Raw genomic sequence first — 15,438 nt, 5'->3', positions numbered from 1 at the left:
CTAAAAAATGTTTTTGAATGCGTTGCATTTGTGTCTATTGGGTGTGCAAATTTAACAATCTTGAGAAACAAAGCGTTGTGAATGTGTAAGAAGTGTAATTTTTAATAGATTTACAGACAAATGATGTTTGAATTTGATAGCAGAGAAATATGTGTACAGTAACTTTTACGCCCGTAGAGAATGGTTTTGTGTTTGCATCTAATAGAGATGAGCAAGCACAGAGAAAAACAAGTCCGCCTGATTATTATCAGGAATTGGGAGTGCAGTTGTTTTATCCCAAAGATGAAGTTGCTGGAGGAACATGGATTGGACTTTCAGAGCACAATAGGTTGGTTTGTTTACTAAACGGTGGACATGTTTATCACGATCCGACAATTAAATTTCCAAAAAGTAGAGGGCAAGTGGTCAAAGAAATTTTGGTTGCTCAAGATTTAATAACAACATTAACAGAAGTTGATTTAACAGGGTTTGCTCCTTTTACATTGGTCGTGGTAGATTGGAAGAAGGATAACAAAGTCTACGAAATGGTTTGGTGTAAAAGCACAAAATATCTTAAAGAGTTAAAGTCAGATCATTCTTATATATGGTCCTCTTCTACGTTGTATACCGAGGAAATGAAATGTGAACGCAAAGATTGGTTTGATAAAGAGGTGTTGTCTAAATCAGGTTTTGTGCAAGGTCGAATTCTGGCATTTCATCAGAATGAAAATTTAGGAAATATGGGAACTGCTCCTAAAATGAAACGAAATTTGGTAGAAACCGTAAGTACTACTTTGGTAGTTAAAGAGGGAGTAACATTGTCTAAGAAATATTTTGATTACGTTAATGATCTATATTTTGATTGCGAAAATATTTTTGGAAGTGTAAAAATTTAGAAAAATGACAGATGGTTTTGTGGTGATATTATCTTATCCAGATACGGTTGTACGACCTGCATATTCTGAGTTTTCTAGCAAAGTTTGGCCTTTGTTTGGTGTAGGAACCAAGCATGCTGTTCAGGCAGGGCACGCGGCTTTGTTGTTGATTGAAAAAAAATCGGGTAAGGTTGAGTATTTTGATTTTGGGAGATATATTACTTCTACGGGATACGGTAGGGTTCGCTCTAAGGATACGGATGTTGAACTGGAAGTACCGATAAAGGCAAAGGTTGCTAATGATGAGGTTTCTAATTTGGAAGCATTGTTGCTTTGGTTGGAGGCTCACCCAGAAAAAACACATGGAGAAGGTCGATTAGTTGCTGGGGTAAATGCTATGGTAGATTATCAAAAAGCGAAAGACTATATAGGGTCTTTGTTGGAGGCAAAAGAAATAGCTTACGGAGCCTTTGTGAAAAAAGGAAGCAATTGTGCGCGTTTTGTAACCGATACACTTGTCAACTCTTGTGTGAGTAGATCTGTAAAAGCAAAGTTAAAAACCTCTAATTTGTTTACACCAAGTCCTATAGGAAATGTTATTAAAGGAACAACTCAGGATAAGATTTATGAAGTGTTTCAGCAAAAGATAAGAGTGTATGAAAACAGATCTGTATTGAAAGAATATTTTGCTTGTTTTTTAAACAAATTTGATCGTGAACTGAATCTTTTAGGAACAGAATTGCCTAACAAAACACTGTTCGATTTGGAAAATGGAACTTGGTTGGGCGGTATTGGAAGCGGGGCTTGGTTTAGGATTGAAAATAAAATATCAGAACGGTTTCAAATCGCGAGATATGCTCATGATGGAACTCTAGAATTTAAGGGAGATTTTAAAGTGAATGACAATTCTTTTGCATTCTGTAAAACCTATCAATTTGTGCATCCAACCAACTGTAAAGAGGCCTTTGTTGTTCAGGAAAACAAAACTTTTTTGTTTGCTAGAATTGAATAATTAGTTTAAAATAGCTTCTGTTAGCAATTGAAAAGAAGGTACAGCAACTTTAAAAGTAGTTTCTTGGTCTAGGTTGACCATATTGTAGTAACCTTTCATGCTTCCGCAATTGGACAACAAAATACAATGTGATTTGTATGCGTGTTTCTCGCCACTTTTTAAAATAGGCTGTAGGCCAACAACGCCATCTCCTTCTACAATTTCAGTAGGGTTCAAAGAATCGTAAATTTCCCAATGTCTGGAGAACAATTGTACGGTGTAGGGGGATAAATTTTCTATGGTGATGTAGTAATCAAATAAAAAATGTTTCTGTTGGTTTCTTACTTGTACACCACAAAAAACAGAATTTACTGATATTTTGATTCCTTGAGTGGTAGCCTCGGTCATTGTGTTATTTCATTTTAATAAATATACTTAAGAAATTGCAACTAAGCAACTAATTTTCTCTTTGTTCTTTGCTGTTGGCAACACCATATCCAACTACGTCGTAATAGATAGAATTTATAGGTTGAAAATAGACCAAAACTTCGTAGTTGTTCTCTGTTTCAAAATGAGATCCGCTAACAACCGTTTTGTCTATCACACCGTTTTCGTAACTTACAAAATCATAATTGTAAAATCCTTGTTTTAGGAAAATAGCTGCGGTTAAATAGGTTTGAGTCTCGTCTAGTTTTAATTTATTTTCTTCAGAAAATTGAAAATTGTTAAATGCACCATAAACATAAAGATTTTTGTTGTTTAGATGTGTTTCGTTTTTCAAAGCAAAATGAACCATACTGTATTCTGCTTCGGTGCCGGTATTAGTAGATTGATGGTTTCTGATGAGAAAATTTCCGTTGATGTCAGGATTGTAGGTGTAAATAGAACCTTCTCTACTTTTTTTAGGGAACAAAACAGAGTGAAATTCTTGATCTTGACGATAACTTTTGGCAACGTATCTAGAGTTTCTTAAAATTTCATTGTTGTCAAAATAATAAAATTCATTTCCTGCAAAAAATTCAGTTTTATTGGTGGGCCTGTATGTATATGTTTTTCCTTGAATAAAAGTGGGTTTTAAAAAAGGAGTTCTAATTTGCAAATCACCATTTTGAAAAACAAACGTTTTCAATTCTTCGTCAGGATAATTGATAGCCAAATTTTCAGCATTTATGATCAGAGATGTAGCTTGTTTGTTGTTGAAATCAGATAAGTCTCTGCTTTCAGAAATACGTATTGTTGCAGTGCTTTTTTGTTCGTGTAAGATTAATTTTCTTTGACAAACAATATCATCATCATCGTTTAAAATTTGAATCAAATAATTCCCAGACTTCGTAATGACAGTATTTTCGTTGGGAATGGTAAATGTGTAGTGGGTGTAATTTTGTAAGGTTCCAAAAGAGTTTTCAAATTGGTTGATTTGAAAATTGTCAAAACCTTGTATGTAGTAAGAACTTGGCAAATCGGAGGGTTTCCAATCTATTTGACAATGTACAATTTTATAGTAATAGGTGTCTTGGGTTCCCTTAACGTCGTCAAAAGAAAAATCAATCGTATTGTTTAATGGGTGTATGGTTTGAGAAAATTGATCATTGTCACTCATCATGGTAAAGCTTTTGAGATGAGGAACATCTGTGTTTTGAGCTTGTATTACAGAAAAAGACAAAAAGAGTATGATAAATAATTGGTAAACCATGTGTGTTTTTTAAAATTGTTAAGATACTGTTTTATAGTTAATTGTTGCGTAAATGAAATATTCTAGTGTTAAAACGATGGAATCGGAATTAAATTACTTAGAATAATTATAAATAAAATAAAGGAGCTAAATTAAACACTGTTTTGTGTCTCTTCCAAGATTCAATTTATTTAAATTTGTTGCATATTTTATACGTACAAAATAAATTAAAATTATAAATATGTCACAAGACATTAGGGTAAAAAAAGGCTTAAATATTAAGCTGAAAGGACAAGCGGCCTTGACTACAGCTGCGTCTTATCGTTCTGATTTCTACGCTATCAAACCCACAGATTTTTACGGTATTACACCAAAGCTTGCTGTTAAGGCGGGTGATGAGGTAGCTGTTGGTGATGTGGTGTTCTTCTCTAAAGGAGACGACAGGATCAAGTTTACTTCGCCTGTAAGTGGAATCATCAAGGAGATAAAAAGGGGAGCTAAGCGTAAAGTTTTAGCGATTGTAATTGAAGCAAAATCAGAAGATGAAGCTAAAGATTTTGGTGCAGCAAATCCATTGGATTTAGATAGAGAGGCTGTGTTAGACAAAATTTTGGAAAGTGGAACTTTTGCTTATGTAAAACAACGTCCTTACGATGTTATTGCAAATCCTTCAGATACTCCTAAAGCAATTTTTGTTTCTTCATTTGATACAGCTCCTTTGGCTCCAGACTATGCGTATGCATTGAAAGGAAAAGAAAAAGCATTTCAGGCGGGAATCAACGCGTTGACAAAATTAACAGAAGGAGTGGTGAATTTGGCTGTAAACAGCACCGAAGCTACTTTTTTTGACAAAATTGAAAATGCGAATATTTTGAATGTATATGGAAAACACCCTGCAGGTAATGTAGGAACTCAGATAGCTGAGGTGAGCCCTATCAATCAAGGAGATCGTGTTTGGACAGTAAGTCCACTAGGTGTTGCAATTATTGGGGAGTTGTTTTTAACAGGTAAATACAACCCAACAAAATTAGTAGCCTTAGCAGGATCTAGAGTAAACAATTCAGGTTACTTTGAATTGAAGCCTGGTCAGAATCTACAAAAATTAATTGCAGACAATGTGAATGCAGAGGGTGCTCGTATCATTTCTGGAAACGTATTGACAGGTACTAAAATAGAAGCTGAAGATTATTTAGGTTTTTATGATAGTAGCATTACTGTAATTCCAGAAGGTAACGAAAGCCGTTTCTTTGGATGGTTGCCTTTTGTAGGTAGCAGTTCTATTCACAGTGCTTCTAAAACTTCTTGGTCTTGGTTAAATCCGAACAAAGAGTACGATTTGAACACAAGTTTAAATGGTGAAGAAAGAGCATTGGTTGTAACAGGTGAAATGGAAAAGGTTGTTGCCTTAGATGTTTTTCCGATGCAATTGTTGAAAGCTTGTATTGCAAATGATATTGAGAAAATGGAAAATTTAGGAATTTACGAAGTAGCTCCAGAAGATTTTGCATTGGTTGATTACACCAACACTTCTAAATTAGAAGCTCAAGAAATCATCAGACAAGGATTAGATTTAATGATTAAAGAAGTAGGTTAATGGATTTTTTAAGAAAGAAATTAGACGAAATAAGAAAGCCTTTCAATAAGGGAGGTAAATTCGAAAAATTTGCTCCGGCAATCAATTCTATCGATACTTTGTTATTTGTGCCAAAACACAATACAATCAAAGGAGCGCATATTAGAGATGGTGTAGATTTAAAAAGAGTAATGGTAACTGTAATTTTTGCATTGTTACCAGCCATGTTCTTCGGAATGTACAATATAGGTTACCAACACTATTCCCAATTAGGAGAAAGTACAGATTTGTTAAACTGTATGTTGTTAGGAGCTACTAAGTTTTTACCAATGTTATTGGTTTCTTATGGTGTAGGTTTGACCATAGAAATTGCTTTTGCAATTTATAACAAACACGAAGTAAACGAAGGATATTTGGTTTCGGGGATGTTGATTCCTTTAATCATGCCGGTTGATTTTCCTTTATGGATGTTGGCTGTTTCTGTAGTTTTTGCTGTATTTATTGGTAAAGAAGCTTTTGGAGGAACAGGAATGAATATTTTCAATCCTGCTTTGATTGCTCGTGCTTTTGCATTTTTCTCATACGCTCCGAAAATGTCTGGAGACAAAGTATGGGTAGTAGATGCTAGTGCTATTGATGCAGTTTCTGGAGAAACAATCTTAGGTCAATTGGCAGCAGATGGTGAACCTGCAAGAGCTTTGGTAACTGGTGCTAGCAATGCTAGCTGGTCTGTAATGGACATGTTCTTAGGATTTATTCCTGGTTCTATTGGAGAAACATCTGTATTGGCAATTATATTAGGAGCATTGATTTTAATAGCAACAGGAGTTGGTTCTTGGAAAATCATGACTGGTACCGTTCTTGGAGGTGCTGCAATGGGATTGATTTTTAATGCTTTGGGATTGAATGAATTGATGAACTTTCCTTGGTGGCAACACTTATTAGTAGGAGGGTTTTTGTTTGGAGCTGTGTTTATGGCAACAGACCCAGTATCAGGTTCTCAAACAGAAAAAGGAAAATGGATTTACGGAATCTTAATCGGTTTCTTCGCAATTATGATTCGTGTTTTTAACGGAGCGTATCCAGAAGGAATGATGATGGCTATTTTATTAATGAACGTTTTTGCTCCGACCATTGATCACTATGTGATTGCTGGAAACATTAAGAAGCGTAAAAACCGTTTAAAAACTGCATAATTATGAACAGAAATAGTAACGCATATACATTTATTTTTGCAATCATTATTGTAACGATTATTGCAGGATTGTTAGCATTTACTGCTACAAGTTTGAAACCTTTACAGGATACAAACGTAAAAGCAGAAAAAATGCAGAACATTTTAGGAACTATCGGTGTAACAGGTATTTCTAGAGAAGACGCACAAGCTGAGTTTGACAAATACATCACAAAACGATTGGCTTTGACCAATCAAGGAACAGTAGATGCAAAAACAGATGCTTTTAAAATTGGATTGAAAAACGAAATTAAAAAATCTGAAGACGAACAACGTTATCCTTTGTACGTAGCAGAAAAAGAAGGTGAAACTTTTTACATTGTTCCTTTATACGGAGCAGGTCTTTGGGATGCTATTTGGGGATACATTGCTTTAGCTTCTGATCAGAACACAATTGTAGGTGCTAATTTTGACCACAAAGGAGAAACTCCTGGTTTGGGAGCAGAAATTACTACAGATTGGTTTCAAGCACAATTCACAGGAAAAAAGATTTTAGATGAGTCAAACAATTTTGTTTCTGTAACTGCTGTAAAAGGGGGTGCAAAAGCAGGAGACGATCATGGAGTAGATGCAATTTCAGGAGGTACTATTACTTCTAACGGTGTATCCAATATGATAGAGGAACGTTTGTCACATTATTTACCTTATTTTAAAAATAACTAGTCATGGCAGAAGGAAAAGAAGCATTATTTTCAAAGCAAAATAAAGCGTTGTTATCAGATCCATTAAACGATAACAACCCGATTTCAGTTCAGGTATTAGGAATATGTTCAGCATTGGCAATTACCGTACAGTTAAAACCTGCGGTAGTAATGTCATTGGCAGTATTGTTTGTGGTCATCGCATCCAACGTTGTTGTATCGTTGATTCGTAATTTAATTCCAGGACGTATACGTATCATTGTTCAATTATTAATTGTTGCCTCTTTGGTAATTTTAGTTGACCAAGTGTTAAAGGCTTACGCATATGATGTAAGTAAAGAATTGTCTGTGTTTGTAGGGTTGATTATTACCAACTGTATTGTAATGGGACGTTTGGAAGCATTTGCATTGGCAAACGGGCCTTGGAAATCTTTCTTAGATGGAGTAGGTAACGGTGCTGGGTACGCATTGATTTTGGTATTGGTAGCGGTGTTTAGAGAATTGTTAGGTTCTGGAAAATTATTCGGAATTGAGATTTTAGGACACAAAGCAAAAACCATTGCAGATTCTACAGGATTGTATGCTTTAGGATACGAGAACAACGGATTTATGTTGTTGTCTCCAATGGCATTGATTACCGTGGGAATCATCATTTGGGTACAACGTTCTAAGAACAGAAAATTAATTGAACAACACTAAAAATTAAGAACAATGGAATATATTAACATATTTGTAAAAAGTATTTTTATCGATAACATGATATTCGCATATTTCTTAGGAATGTGTTCGTATCTAGCGGTATCAAAAACAGTAAATACAGCAGTAGGTTTAGGAGCAGCAGTGGTTTTTGTATTGTCGATTACAGTGCCAGTAAACTTCTTAATTGATACTTATTTATTGAGACCTGGAGCGTTATCTTGGTTAGGAGAAGAATATGCAAGCATTGATTTGTCATTTTTATCATTCATCATGTTTATTGCGGTAATCGCATCTATGGTACAGTTGGTAGAAATGATTGTAGAGCGTTTTGCTCCAGCATTGTACGGTGCATTGGGTATTTTCTTACCCTTGATTGCTGTAAACTGTGCTATTTTAGGAGGATCTTTATTCATGCAACAAAAAGATTTTGCCAATGTTGGTGAATCTGCTGTGTACGGATTAGGATCAGGAATTGGATGGTTGTTAGCAATTGTTGCCATTGCAGCTATTAGAGAAAAAATTGCCTATTCTCATATCCCTGGACCGTTGAAAGGTTTGGGAATCACTTTCATCATTACAGGGTTAATGGCGATTGGGTTTATGAGTTTCTCAGGTATTAAATTATAATAATAAAGAACAGATATCATTATGAATGTAATTGCAATAAGTATCGTAGTTTTCTTGATTATAGTATTGATCTTAGTAAGTATCTTATTAGGTGCTAAGGCAAAATTATTACCATCAGGAAAAGTTAAGATTACGATCAACGGAGAAAAAACAATTGAAGTAGATACAGGAAGTTCTTTGTTAGCAACTTTAAGTGCAGAAAAAATATTTTTACCATCTGCCTGTGGTGGAGGGGGAACTTGTTTGCAGTGTGAATGTCACGTTCACTCTGGAGGAGGTGAAGCTTTGCCAACAGAAACACCACACTTTACACGTAAAGAGTTGGCTGCGGGTGCTCGTTTAGGGTGTCAGGTAAAAGTTAAAAATGACATGGAAGTTTCTATTCCAGAAGAAATTTTTGGAATTAAGAAATGGGAAGCTACCGTAGTACGTAACTACAACGTAGCATCATTTATCAAAGAATTTGTAGTAGAAATTCCAGAAGACATGGACTACAAAGCAGGAGGGTATATTCAAATTGAAATTCCACCTTGTGAAGTAAAGTTTACAGATATGGACATTACTGCACACCCAACAGATCACCCAGGAGAACCTGATAAGTTTCAACAAGAATGGGAAAAATTTGGATTGTGGCCATTGGTAATGAAAAATACAGAAACAATTGAGCGTGCTTATTCTATGGCTTCTTACCCTGCAGAAGGAAGAGAAATCATGTTGAATGTTCGTGTAGCTTGTCCTCCTTTTGACAGAGTGAAAGGTGGATGGATGGATGTAAACCCAGGAATTGCTTCTTCTTATGTGTTCAATCAGAAACCAGGAGACAAAGTAACCATTTCAGGACCTTATGGTGAATTCTTTATAAACCAAGAGTCAGATTCAGAAATGATTTATATTGGAGGTGGAGCTGGAATGGCACCGATGCGTTCTCACTTGTACGAATTGTTCCATACCATGAAAACAGGTCGTAAAGTATCTTATTGGTACGGAGGACGTTCTAAGCGTGAGTTGTTCTACATTCACTACTTTGAAGATTTGATGAAGAAATTCCCAAATTTCCAATTGTACTTAGTGTTGTCTGAACCATTGCCAGAAGATAATTGGAAAATCAAAAAAGATATCCACGATAAAGAAGGAGACGGTTTTGTAGGGTTTGTACACCAATCTTTGATTGACAACTACTTGTCTACACACGATACTCCAGAAGACGTAGAATTCTACTTCTGTGGACCACCAATGATGAACCAAGCAGTAGTTAAAATGTGTGATGATTTTGGAGTGCCAAAAGAAAACGTACGTTTTGATGACTTTGGAGGATAATCAATCCTTTTCTATAAAGAACAAGCCTGTTGCTATTTTGCAACAGGCTTTTTTTGTGCTTTTTAGTTTGTTTTGGTTTTGAATTCACTTCTCAAAAAAGGTCTCCAAGTATTAGGAACCTTTGTCCATTTTTAAAGGCTTCTATAGGTTGCATCTTTGTAGTATCAAAACAAATAAGAAAACAATCATTAAAAAAACAAACAAGATGAAAAATTTAGTAGCAGGTGTTTTATTAGCAGTAGCAACCGTATTTAGTGCAAATGCACAAAAAAAGGAGGTGAAAACAGTAACGTTAGAACAAACAAAAGGAGAGTTTACCCAAAAAGCGATTACCTTATCAGAAGGGACTTATATTTTTGAAGTAGCAAATGAAAATGTAGGTCATAATGTAGGTTTTGTATTGGCTCCAAAAGGGAAAACTGATCAAGCTCACCACATTAAAAATGCTTATGTAACCAAACAAGTAGAAAACAATACTACTGGTCATTCTAACGAAGTAACACTTGCCAAAGGAGAATATGTTTATTTCTGTCCTTTAAACCCAACTCCACAATACACTTTAACGGTAGAATAATTATTTATACAACCAAACAACATCAAAAAAGGGAAACAATTTAAGTTGTTTCCCTTTTTGTATAAATACTGTTTGATAAAGTGTATTTAGGTTACGAGTTGATTTTTTTCAATTGGTAAACGTCTTTTCTTCTGTCTTTTAAATTTCGTACGCTACCGTGTTGATTTAGTTCTTTTAGCAAACTTAAATCTACATCCGCAATTAATATCATTTCAGTGTTTGGAGTCGCTTCTGCTTTAATTCCGTTGCTAGGAAAAGCAAAGTCACAAGGTGTAAATACCATAGATTGTGCATACTGAATGTCCATATTTTCTACATTAGGTAAGTTACCTACACTACCAGCAATAGCAACGTAACATTCGTTTTCTATAGCTCTGGCTTGTGCACAATGTCTCACTCTAGAATATCCGTTTTGAGTGTCTGTTAAAAAAGGAACAAACAAAAGATCCATTCCGTCATCTGCAAGTAACCTACTTAATTCAGGAAACTCAGAATCGTAACAAATTAAAATTCCAATTTTACCACAGTCTGTATCAAAAGTTTCTAGTTTGTTACCTCCTTGCATTCCCCATACTTTTTCTTCGTCTGGGGTTACGTGTATTTTTTCGTAACGTTCAGTCGTTCCATCTCGTCTACATAAATAGCCAACATTGTACAGCTTTCCATCTTTTATTTCGGGCATACTACCTGTAATAATATTGATGTTGTATGAAATAGATAATTCTGAAAATTTTCTGACAATCTCATCGGTATGCATGGCCAGTTCTCTAATAGCTTGTGCCACGGGTAAGTGATTGTTACCTGCCATTAAAGGAGCATTAAAAAACTCAGGAAACAAAGCAAAATCAGATCTGTAACCAGAAACCGCATCAATAAAATATTCTGCTTGTTTCATCATGTCATCCAAGCTATCATAAGGTCTCATTTGCCATTGCACCAATCCTAAACGAACGACTTCTTTATTCTGAGTAGCAATTTTTTTAGGTTTTTGGTAGTAAATATTATCCCATTCTAACAACACAGCAAAGTCGTTAGAACCAGCATCTCCTTCTAAATAACCATTGATAATTTTAGCAGGATGAAAATCGTTAGACATTTGAAAGTTCAATACAGGATCGTGTATTTCTTTCATTTTAACCTTGTCTATATATTGTTTGGGGGTTAATTTATCAGCGTACTTGTGAAAGTTGGGAATCCTACCTCCAAAGGCAATTCCTTTAAGGTTTAGGTTTTCGCACAATTCTTTGCGGTAATCATATAACCTTCTTCCTAATCTTAATCCTCTGTATTCTGGTCTAATAAATACCTCAATTCCGTAAAGCATATCTCCTTTATCTTTATGGGAATTAAAAGTGTAGTCTTCGGTAATTTCGCTATACGTATGATCGTCAGAAAAAGATTCATAGTCTACAATAATAGACAAAGCACAGCCTGCAATGTGACCGTTTACTTTAATAACTACTTGTCCTTCTTTAAATTTACTGATCAATGTTTTGATGTGATGTTCATCCCAATAAGAGTTTTCTAAATCGTGGTACACTTCAATCATCGCTTCTTTTAACTCTTGATAATCGTTTATGTCCAAGTATTTTAATTCAATATTTTCAATTTCGTTGATATTCATATTTGTTCTGTTTTTAGGGTCATTGTAGCTCCAGAATGATACATTTGTAGCTACTATTAAATGTAATTAATTATTTGAAACCTTGATACTCTTTTGTGGGTGTGTAGTAAAATTAAACATATTATTTTTTTTCGGCATTAAATTTGATAGGGCGTTCCTTGTTTGTAAGTAATACTTTGCTTACATTAGATTAAAAGCCAAATGGAACAGAACGAACTATGCTAAAACAAAGCTTAAACTTAAAACTATCTCAAAAATTATCTCCACAACAAATCCAGTTGATGAAGATGATTCAATTGCCTACTCAAGCATTTGAACAGCGATTGAAACAAGAAATTGAAGAGAATCCTGCTTTGGAAGCTGGTAAAGAGCATGAGGAGCATGAAGATTACGAGGAAGATTACAGTGAATACGATCAAGAGGGAACAGAGTCTATTGGAACCGAAGACATTAATATTGATGAGTATTTGAGCGATGATGACATTCCTAGTTACAATTTGCAAACCAATAATTATTCTGCAGATGATGAGGAAAGAGAGATGCCTTATGAAGGAGGAACCACGTTTCATCAATCGTTGATCAATCAATTGAATACTTTTTCTTTGAATGATGAAGAATATTCTATTGCTGAATTTTTGGTAGGGAGCATTAATGACAATGGTTATTTAAGAAGAGATACATTAGACATTGTAGATGATTTGGCCTTTACACAAAATATTTTTACAGACGAAACCAAAGTAGACGACATTCTTTACGATGTGGTTCAAAAATTGGATCCTGTTGGGGTGGGAGCTAGGGATTTGCGTGAATGTCTCATAATTCAGTTGGAAAATAAAAATCCGACCAGATATGTAGAACTAGCCATTCAGATTTTAGACCAATCTTTTGATCCTTTTGTAAAAAAACATTATTCAAAATTGTTGAATAAATTTGAGATTTCAGAAGAGGAATTAAAGAAAGCCATCAAGGAGATTGAGAAGTTAAATCCCAAACCAGGGAGTTCTATTGTCGGAAATTCCAAAATTGCAGAACAAGTAGTACCCGATTTTACAATTCGTATCAACGATGGAGAATTGGAATTGTTGTTAAATTCTAGAAATGCTCCAGAATTGCATGTTTCTCGTGAATACCACAACATGTTAAAAGGGTATCAAGAATCTAGAAAAAAAACCAAATCTCAAAAAGATGCAGTTCAGTTCATCAAACAAAAATTAGATTCAGCCAAGTGGTTTATCGATGCGATCAAACAACGTCAGCAAACGTTGTCTATTACCATGAATACCATTGTAGAAATGCAAAAAGAATATTTGCTTACTGGAGATGAAAGCAAATTGAAACCCATGATTTTAAAAGATGTTGCAGAGAAAATAGACATGGATATTTCTACAGTGTCTAGGGTTGCCAATAGTAAATATTGTGCAACTCCTTACGGAACCAAATTGGTCAAAGAATTTTTCTCAGAGTCTATGAAAAATGACCAAGGAGAAGATGTTTCTACTAGAGAAATTAAGAGCATATTAAAACAGGTAATAGAAGCAGAGGATAAAAGAAAACCTTTGACAGATGATAAATTATCAGTCTTGTTAAAAGAAAAAGGATATTTGATTGCCAGAAGAACCATTGCCAAATATAGAGAACAATTGGATATTCCGGTTGCTAGATTACGAAAAGAAATGTAACGAATGAAAAAAACATACCAAGTCCTCTCAATTCTTTTACATCCCGTGCTTTTGCCTACAATTGCTGCTTTGGTGTACTTAAATGTATTGCCAATGCCGTTATCTTCTATGCAAAAATACATGATTTTTTTCATTGTAATAGGAGGTACTTTTTTGGTGCCCTTGTGTACGTTGCTTATTTTAAGAATGATGGGGTATGTAAAAACCAATGATGCCAAAACCATAGAAGAAAGAAAATTTCCTGTTTTTCTAATGATTTTTAACTATTTGTTTTTAGGACAAGTTTTGCAAAGCATATGGCAAATGAGAGAGTTGACCATTTTAGCTTACGCAACAGCCATCGGTCTTTTTGCTGTTGGAATTTTGTTCTATGCAAAAATAAAAGTGAGTCTTCACATGTTAGGAATGACAGGCTTGTTGGGTTTTGTGTTGGTTTATGGAGCTTCTTACGGCTATTCAAATATATTGGTGGCCTTCTTGGTCATGCTTACAGGAGCCTTAGCCACAGCTAGGTTGTCTTTAAAAGCACACAACTCTAAAGAAATATGGATTGGAGCTTCTCTAGGTTTGATGTTACCGATTGTGTTGAGCTTTGTGTTATAAAATGTAAAACATAAATCCTACTTTTAACGGATGAAAGTTAAGTTTTCCGCCACTTGTGGATAGAACATCATCCTTAAAAGGAGAGTTTAAATAATATTTGATGTGGAAGTTCCACGTTCCATAACCAATAGATGCGTAAAGAGTATAGTTGATGGTATTCCAAGAATCTAAATTAGTGTACGATGTGTCTTCAGTGCCAGTATCAAACTCTGCTTTGTTGTTTAAATTGTATACAAGGGAACCTCCTGTATAAATTCTCCAAAAGCTTATTTTTCTAGCAGTAGAAGTTCTCCATCTAAATTCTAAAGGAAATTCTAAATTGTTAGAAGTGTATTTGTAACTGCTAAAATCATTACTAACATTATAATCCAATGCATCTCCGTTTTGAGTAATGGTGATGTTGGGTCTAATTACATCATAAGAATAGCCTACTCCCAATCCAAAACCTAAGTTTCTTTGTTTGTTGATTGGAATGTCTTTGATAAATCCAACTTCAAAACCATAGGGAATTCCATTGTTGCTAACTCCATAATTGCTAATAAGACTGCTGTATTGAATTCCGATATAAAATTGATCTTCAAAATATTTTTCGTCTATAAAAACAGAGTCGTCATCAAAATCTTCCTCCTCTTGGGCAAATCCCCAAAAAGAAAAAGACAGACAAAAAATAAAGAAAATACGTTTCATGCAAGATTAAGGTTTGAATTTTAATGGCAGGTGTACCACTTTTTTAGTTTCAAAAAAAGCTTCTTCAAAGTAGCTGGTCAAATCGTACAAAGTACATTTAGGCAAGTCTTTTAATTCTTCTGCCAAATCACCACCTTTCAAATACAAAATCCCGTTTTTAAGTTCGTGACGTTGTTTTTTCAAACATTTGTTTTTAACCCATTTGACAAAATCTGGCATAGCCGTTACCGCTCTGCTGACAATAAAATCAAATTCACCTTTTACTTCTTCAGCTCTCATATGTTTGGCAGTTAGGTTGGTCAGTCCAATACCTTCTGCAACTCCATTTACCACTTTTATTTTTTTACCGATAGAATCAACCAGTAAAAATTCAGTTTCAGGAAACAAGATAGCCAACGGAATTCCAGGAAAACCACCACCGGTTCCCACATCTAAAATTCTAGAACCAGGTTTGAAAGGTTGTACTTTGGCAATTCCCAAAGAATGTAGGATGTGTCTAATATACAACTCATCAATATCTTTTCTAGATATTACATTAATTTGAGCATTCCATTCCTTGTACAATTCTTCTAATTGTGTGAATTGTTGAATCTGAGTTTCCGTTAAATCCGGAAAATATTTTAAAATTATAGCAATTGTAATCATAGATTGCAAAAGTAAATG

16 protein-coding genes are annotated in these 15,438 nt (G+C 34.7%); 11 read left to right on the top strand and 5 right to left on the bottom strand.

The features are described from left to right. Window positions 1-149 precede the first annotated feature (149 nt). Both Q4548_RS07065 and Q4548_RS07060 read left to right on the top strand, forming a co-directional pair. Window positions 150-875, top strand: coding sequence for an NRDE family protein (locus Q4548_RS07065; protein WP_303453021.1), 726 nt, complete (start codon window positions 150-152; stop codon window positions 873-875). A 4-nt stretch (window positions 876-879) separates the two neighbouring features. After that, window positions 880-1,866 (top strand): DUF6695 family protein, encoded by a 987-nt coding sequence (locus Q4548_RS07060; protein ID WP_303453019.1) that lies wholly within the window; start codon window positions 880-882, stop codon window positions 1,864-1,866. On the opposite strand, the gene apaG is transcribed toward Q4548_RS07060, so the two are convergent. Together apaG and Q4548_RS07050 are read right to left on the bottom strand one after the other, a co-directional pair. Then, window positions 1,867-2,253: a Co2+/Mg2+ efflux protein ApaG gene (gene apaG / locus Q4548_RS07055; RefSeq protein WP_303453017.1), complete on the bottom strand. Its 387-nt coding sequence runs from the start codon at window positions 2,251-2,253 to the stop codon at window positions 1,867-1,869. It lies immediately after the preceding gene. Window positions 2,254-2,302: 49 nt separating this feature from the next. After that, entirely contained in the window at window positions 2,303-3,538 is a 1,236-nt protein-coding gene (locus Q4548_RS07050) for a type IX secretion system plug protein domain-containing protein (RefSeq protein ID WP_303453015.1), read from the bottom strand. A gap of 220 nt (window positions 3,539-3,758) precedes the next feature. Here Q4548_RS07050 and Q4548_RS07045 point away from each other — a divergent pair, with 220 nt between their 5' ends. From Q4548_RS07045 to Q4548_RS07015, 7 genes are all read left to right on the top strand, one after another. After that, the gene (locus tag Q4548_RS07045) at window positions 3,759-5,111 is read left to right on the top strand and encodes a Na(+)-translocating NADH-quinone reductase subunit A (RefSeq protein WP_303453012.1); all 1,353 of its coding nucleotides are present in this window, start codon (window positions 3,759-3,761) and stop codon (window positions 5,109-5,111) included. Next, window positions 5,111-6,286 (top strand): NADH:ubiquinone reductase (Na(+)-transporting) subunit B, encoded by a 1,176-nt coding sequence (locus tag Q4548_RS07040; protein WP_303453010.1) that lies wholly within the window; start codon window positions 5,111-5,113, stop codon window positions 6,284-6,286. Before Q4548_RS07045 ends, Q4548_RS07040 begins: the two co-directional genes overlap by 1 nt. Before the next feature lie 2 nt (window positions 6,287-6,288). Next, entirely contained in the window at window positions 6,289-6,987 is a 699-nt protein-coding gene (gene nqrC, locus Q4548_RS07035) for an NADH:ubiquinone reductase (Na(+)-transporting) subunit C (protein WP_303453008.1), read from the top strand. A gap of 2 nt (window positions 6,988-6,989) precedes the next feature. Further along, on the top strand, window positions 6,990-7,664 hold the full coding sequence (locus tag Q4548_RS07030) for an NADH:ubiquinone reductase (Na(+)-transporting) subunit D (protein WP_303453006.1): 675 nt from the start codon (window positions 6,990-6,992) through the stop codon (window positions 7,662-7,664). 12 nt (window positions 7,665-7,676) lie between these two features. Beyond that, the gene (gene nqrE / locus Q4548_RS07025; RefSeq protein WP_303453004.1) at window positions 7,677-8,291 is read left to right on the top strand and encodes an NADH:ubiquinone reductase (Na(+)-transporting) subunit E; all 615 of its coding nucleotides are present in this window, start codon (window positions 7,677-7,679) and stop codon (window positions 8,289-8,291) included. A gap of 21 nt (window positions 8,292-8,312) precedes the next feature. Then, window positions 8,313-9,608: an NADH:ubiquinone reductase (Na(+)-transporting) subunit F gene (gene nqrF / locus Q4548_RS07020; RefSeq protein WP_303453002.1), complete on the top strand. Its 1,296-nt coding sequence runs from the start codon at window positions 8,313-8,315 to the stop codon at window positions 9,606-9,608. A gap of 205 nt (window positions 9,609-9,813) precedes the next feature. After that, entirely contained in the window at window positions 9,814-10,182 is a 369-nt protein-coding gene (locus tag Q4548_RS07015) for a plastocyanin/azurin family copper-binding protein (protein WP_303453000.1), read from the top strand. 91 nt (window positions 10,183-10,273) lie between these two features. Here the strand turns inward: Q4548_RS07015 and Q4548_RS07010 are convergent, their stop codons facing one another. After that, the gene (locus Q4548_RS07010) at window positions 10,274-11,806 is read right to left on the bottom strand and encodes a bifunctional GNAT family N-acetyltransferase/carbon-nitrogen hydrolase family protein (RefSeq protein WP_303452998.1); all 1,533 of its coding nucleotides are present in this window, start codon (window positions 11,804-11,806) and stop codon (window positions 10,274-10,276) included. A gap of 218 nt (window positions 11,807-12,024) precedes the next feature. Between Q4548_RS07010 and rpoN the strand changes: the two genes are divergently transcribed. Further along, on the top strand, window positions 12,025-13,485 hold the full coding sequence (rpoN, locus tag Q4548_RS07005) for an RNA polymerase factor sigma-54 (protein ID WP_303452996.1): 1,461 nt from the start codon (window positions 12,025-12,027) through the stop codon (window positions 13,483-13,485). 3 nt (window positions 13,486-13,488) lie between these two features. Continuing rightward, a complete protein-coding gene (locus Q4548_RS07000) occupies window positions 13,489-14,088 on the top strand; it encodes a hypothetical protein (RefSeq protein ID WP_303452995.1) in 600 nt (199 codons plus the stop codon). On the opposite strand, the gene Q4548_RS06995 is transcribed toward Q4548_RS07000, so the two are convergent. Both Q4548_RS06995 and rsmG read right to left on the bottom strand, forming a co-directional pair. Next, window positions 14,083-14,775, bottom strand: coding sequence for a porin family protein (locus tag Q4548_RS06995; protein ID WP_303452993.1), 693 nt, complete (start codon window positions 14,773-14,775; stop codon window positions 14,083-14,085). The genes Q4548_RS07000 and Q4548_RS06995 overlap by 6 nt on opposite strands. A 6-nt stretch (window positions 14,776-14,781) precedes the next feature. Beyond that, the gene (gene rsmG / locus Q4548_RS06990; RefSeq protein ID WP_408068629.1) at window positions 14,782-15,420 is read right to left on the bottom strand and encodes a 16S rRNA (guanine(527)-N(7))-methyltransferase RsmG; all 639 of its coding nucleotides are present in this window, start codon (window positions 15,418-15,420) and stop codon (window positions 14,782-14,784) included. Window positions 15,421-15,438: the final 18 nt, after the last annotated feature.

It is taken from the genome of Wenyingzhuangia sp. 2_MG-2023 (genome assembly GCF_030548295.1).
Taxonomy (GTDB): Bacteria; Bacteroidota; Bacteroidia; order Flavobacteriales; family Flavobacteriaceae; genus Wenyingzhuangia.
Note: the sequence above shows the minus strand (reverse complement) of the source record. Positions and strands in the feature narration are given on the sequence as shown.

Excerpts from the sequence above, each read along its gene's own strand:
- nqrE (WP_303453004.1), top strand. The coding sequence starts at position 7,677 with ATGGAATATATTAACATATTTGTAAAAAGTATTTTTATCGATAACATG.
- Q4548_RS07060 (WP_303453019.1), top strand. The coding sequence starts at position 880 with ATGACAGATGGTTTTGTGGTGATATTATCTTATCCAGATACGGTTGTA.
- Q4548_RS07030 (WP_303453006.1), top strand. The coding sequence starts at position 6,990 with ATGGCAGAAGGAAAAGAAGCATTATTTTCAAAGCAAAATAAAGCGTTG.
- rsmG (WP_408068629.1), bottom strand. The coding sequence starts at position 15,420 with ATGATTACAATTGCTATAATTTTAAAATATTTTCCGGATTTAACGGAA.
- Q4548_RS07045 (WP_303453012.1), top strand. The coding sequence starts at position 3,759 with ATGTCACAAGACATTAGGGTAAAAAAAGGCTTAAATATTAAGCTGAAA.
- nqrF (WP_303453002.1), top strand. The coding sequence starts at position 8,313 with ATGAATGTAATTGCAATAAGTATCGTAGTTTTCTTGATTATAGTATTG.
- apaG (WP_303453017.1), bottom strand. The coding sequence starts at position 2,253 with ATGACCGAGGCTACCACTCAAGGAATCAAAATATCAGTAAATTCTGTT.
- Q4548_RS07000 (WP_303452995.1), top strand. The coding sequence starts at position 13,489 with ATGAAAAAAACATACCAAGTCCTCTCAATTCTTTTACATCCCGTGCTT.
- Q4548_RS07065 (WP_303453021.1), top strand. The coding sequence starts at position 150 with ATGTGTACAGTAACTTTTACGCCCGTAGAGAATGGTTTTGTGTTTGCA.
- nqrC (WP_303453008.1), top strand. The coding sequence starts at position 6,289 with ATGAACAGAAATAGTAACGCATATACATTTATTTTTGCAATCATTATT.
- Q4548_RS07040 (WP_303453010.1), top strand. The coding sequence starts at position 5,111 with ATGGATTTTTTAAGAAAGAAATTAGACGAAATAAGAAAGCCTTTCAAT.
- Q4548_RS06995 (WP_303452993.1), bottom strand. The coding sequence starts at position 14,775 with ATGAAACGTATTTTCTTTATTTTTTGTCTGTCTTTTTCTTTTTGGGGA.
- Q4548_RS07015 (WP_303453000.1), top strand. The coding sequence starts at position 9,814 with ATGAAAAATTTAGTAGCAGGTGTTTTATTAGCAGTAGCAACCGTATTT.
- Q4548_RS07050 (WP_303453015.1), bottom strand. The coding sequence starts at position 3,538 with ATGGTTTACCAATTATTTATCATACTCTTTTTGTCTTTTTCTGTAATA.
- Q4548_RS07010 (WP_303452998.1), bottom strand. The coding sequence starts at position 11,806 with ATGAATATCAACGAAATTGAAAATATTGAATTAAAATACTTGGACATA.
- rpoN (WP_303452996.1), top strand. The coding sequence starts at position 12,025 with ATGCTAAAACAAAGCTTAAACTTAAAACTATCTCAAAAATTATCTCCA.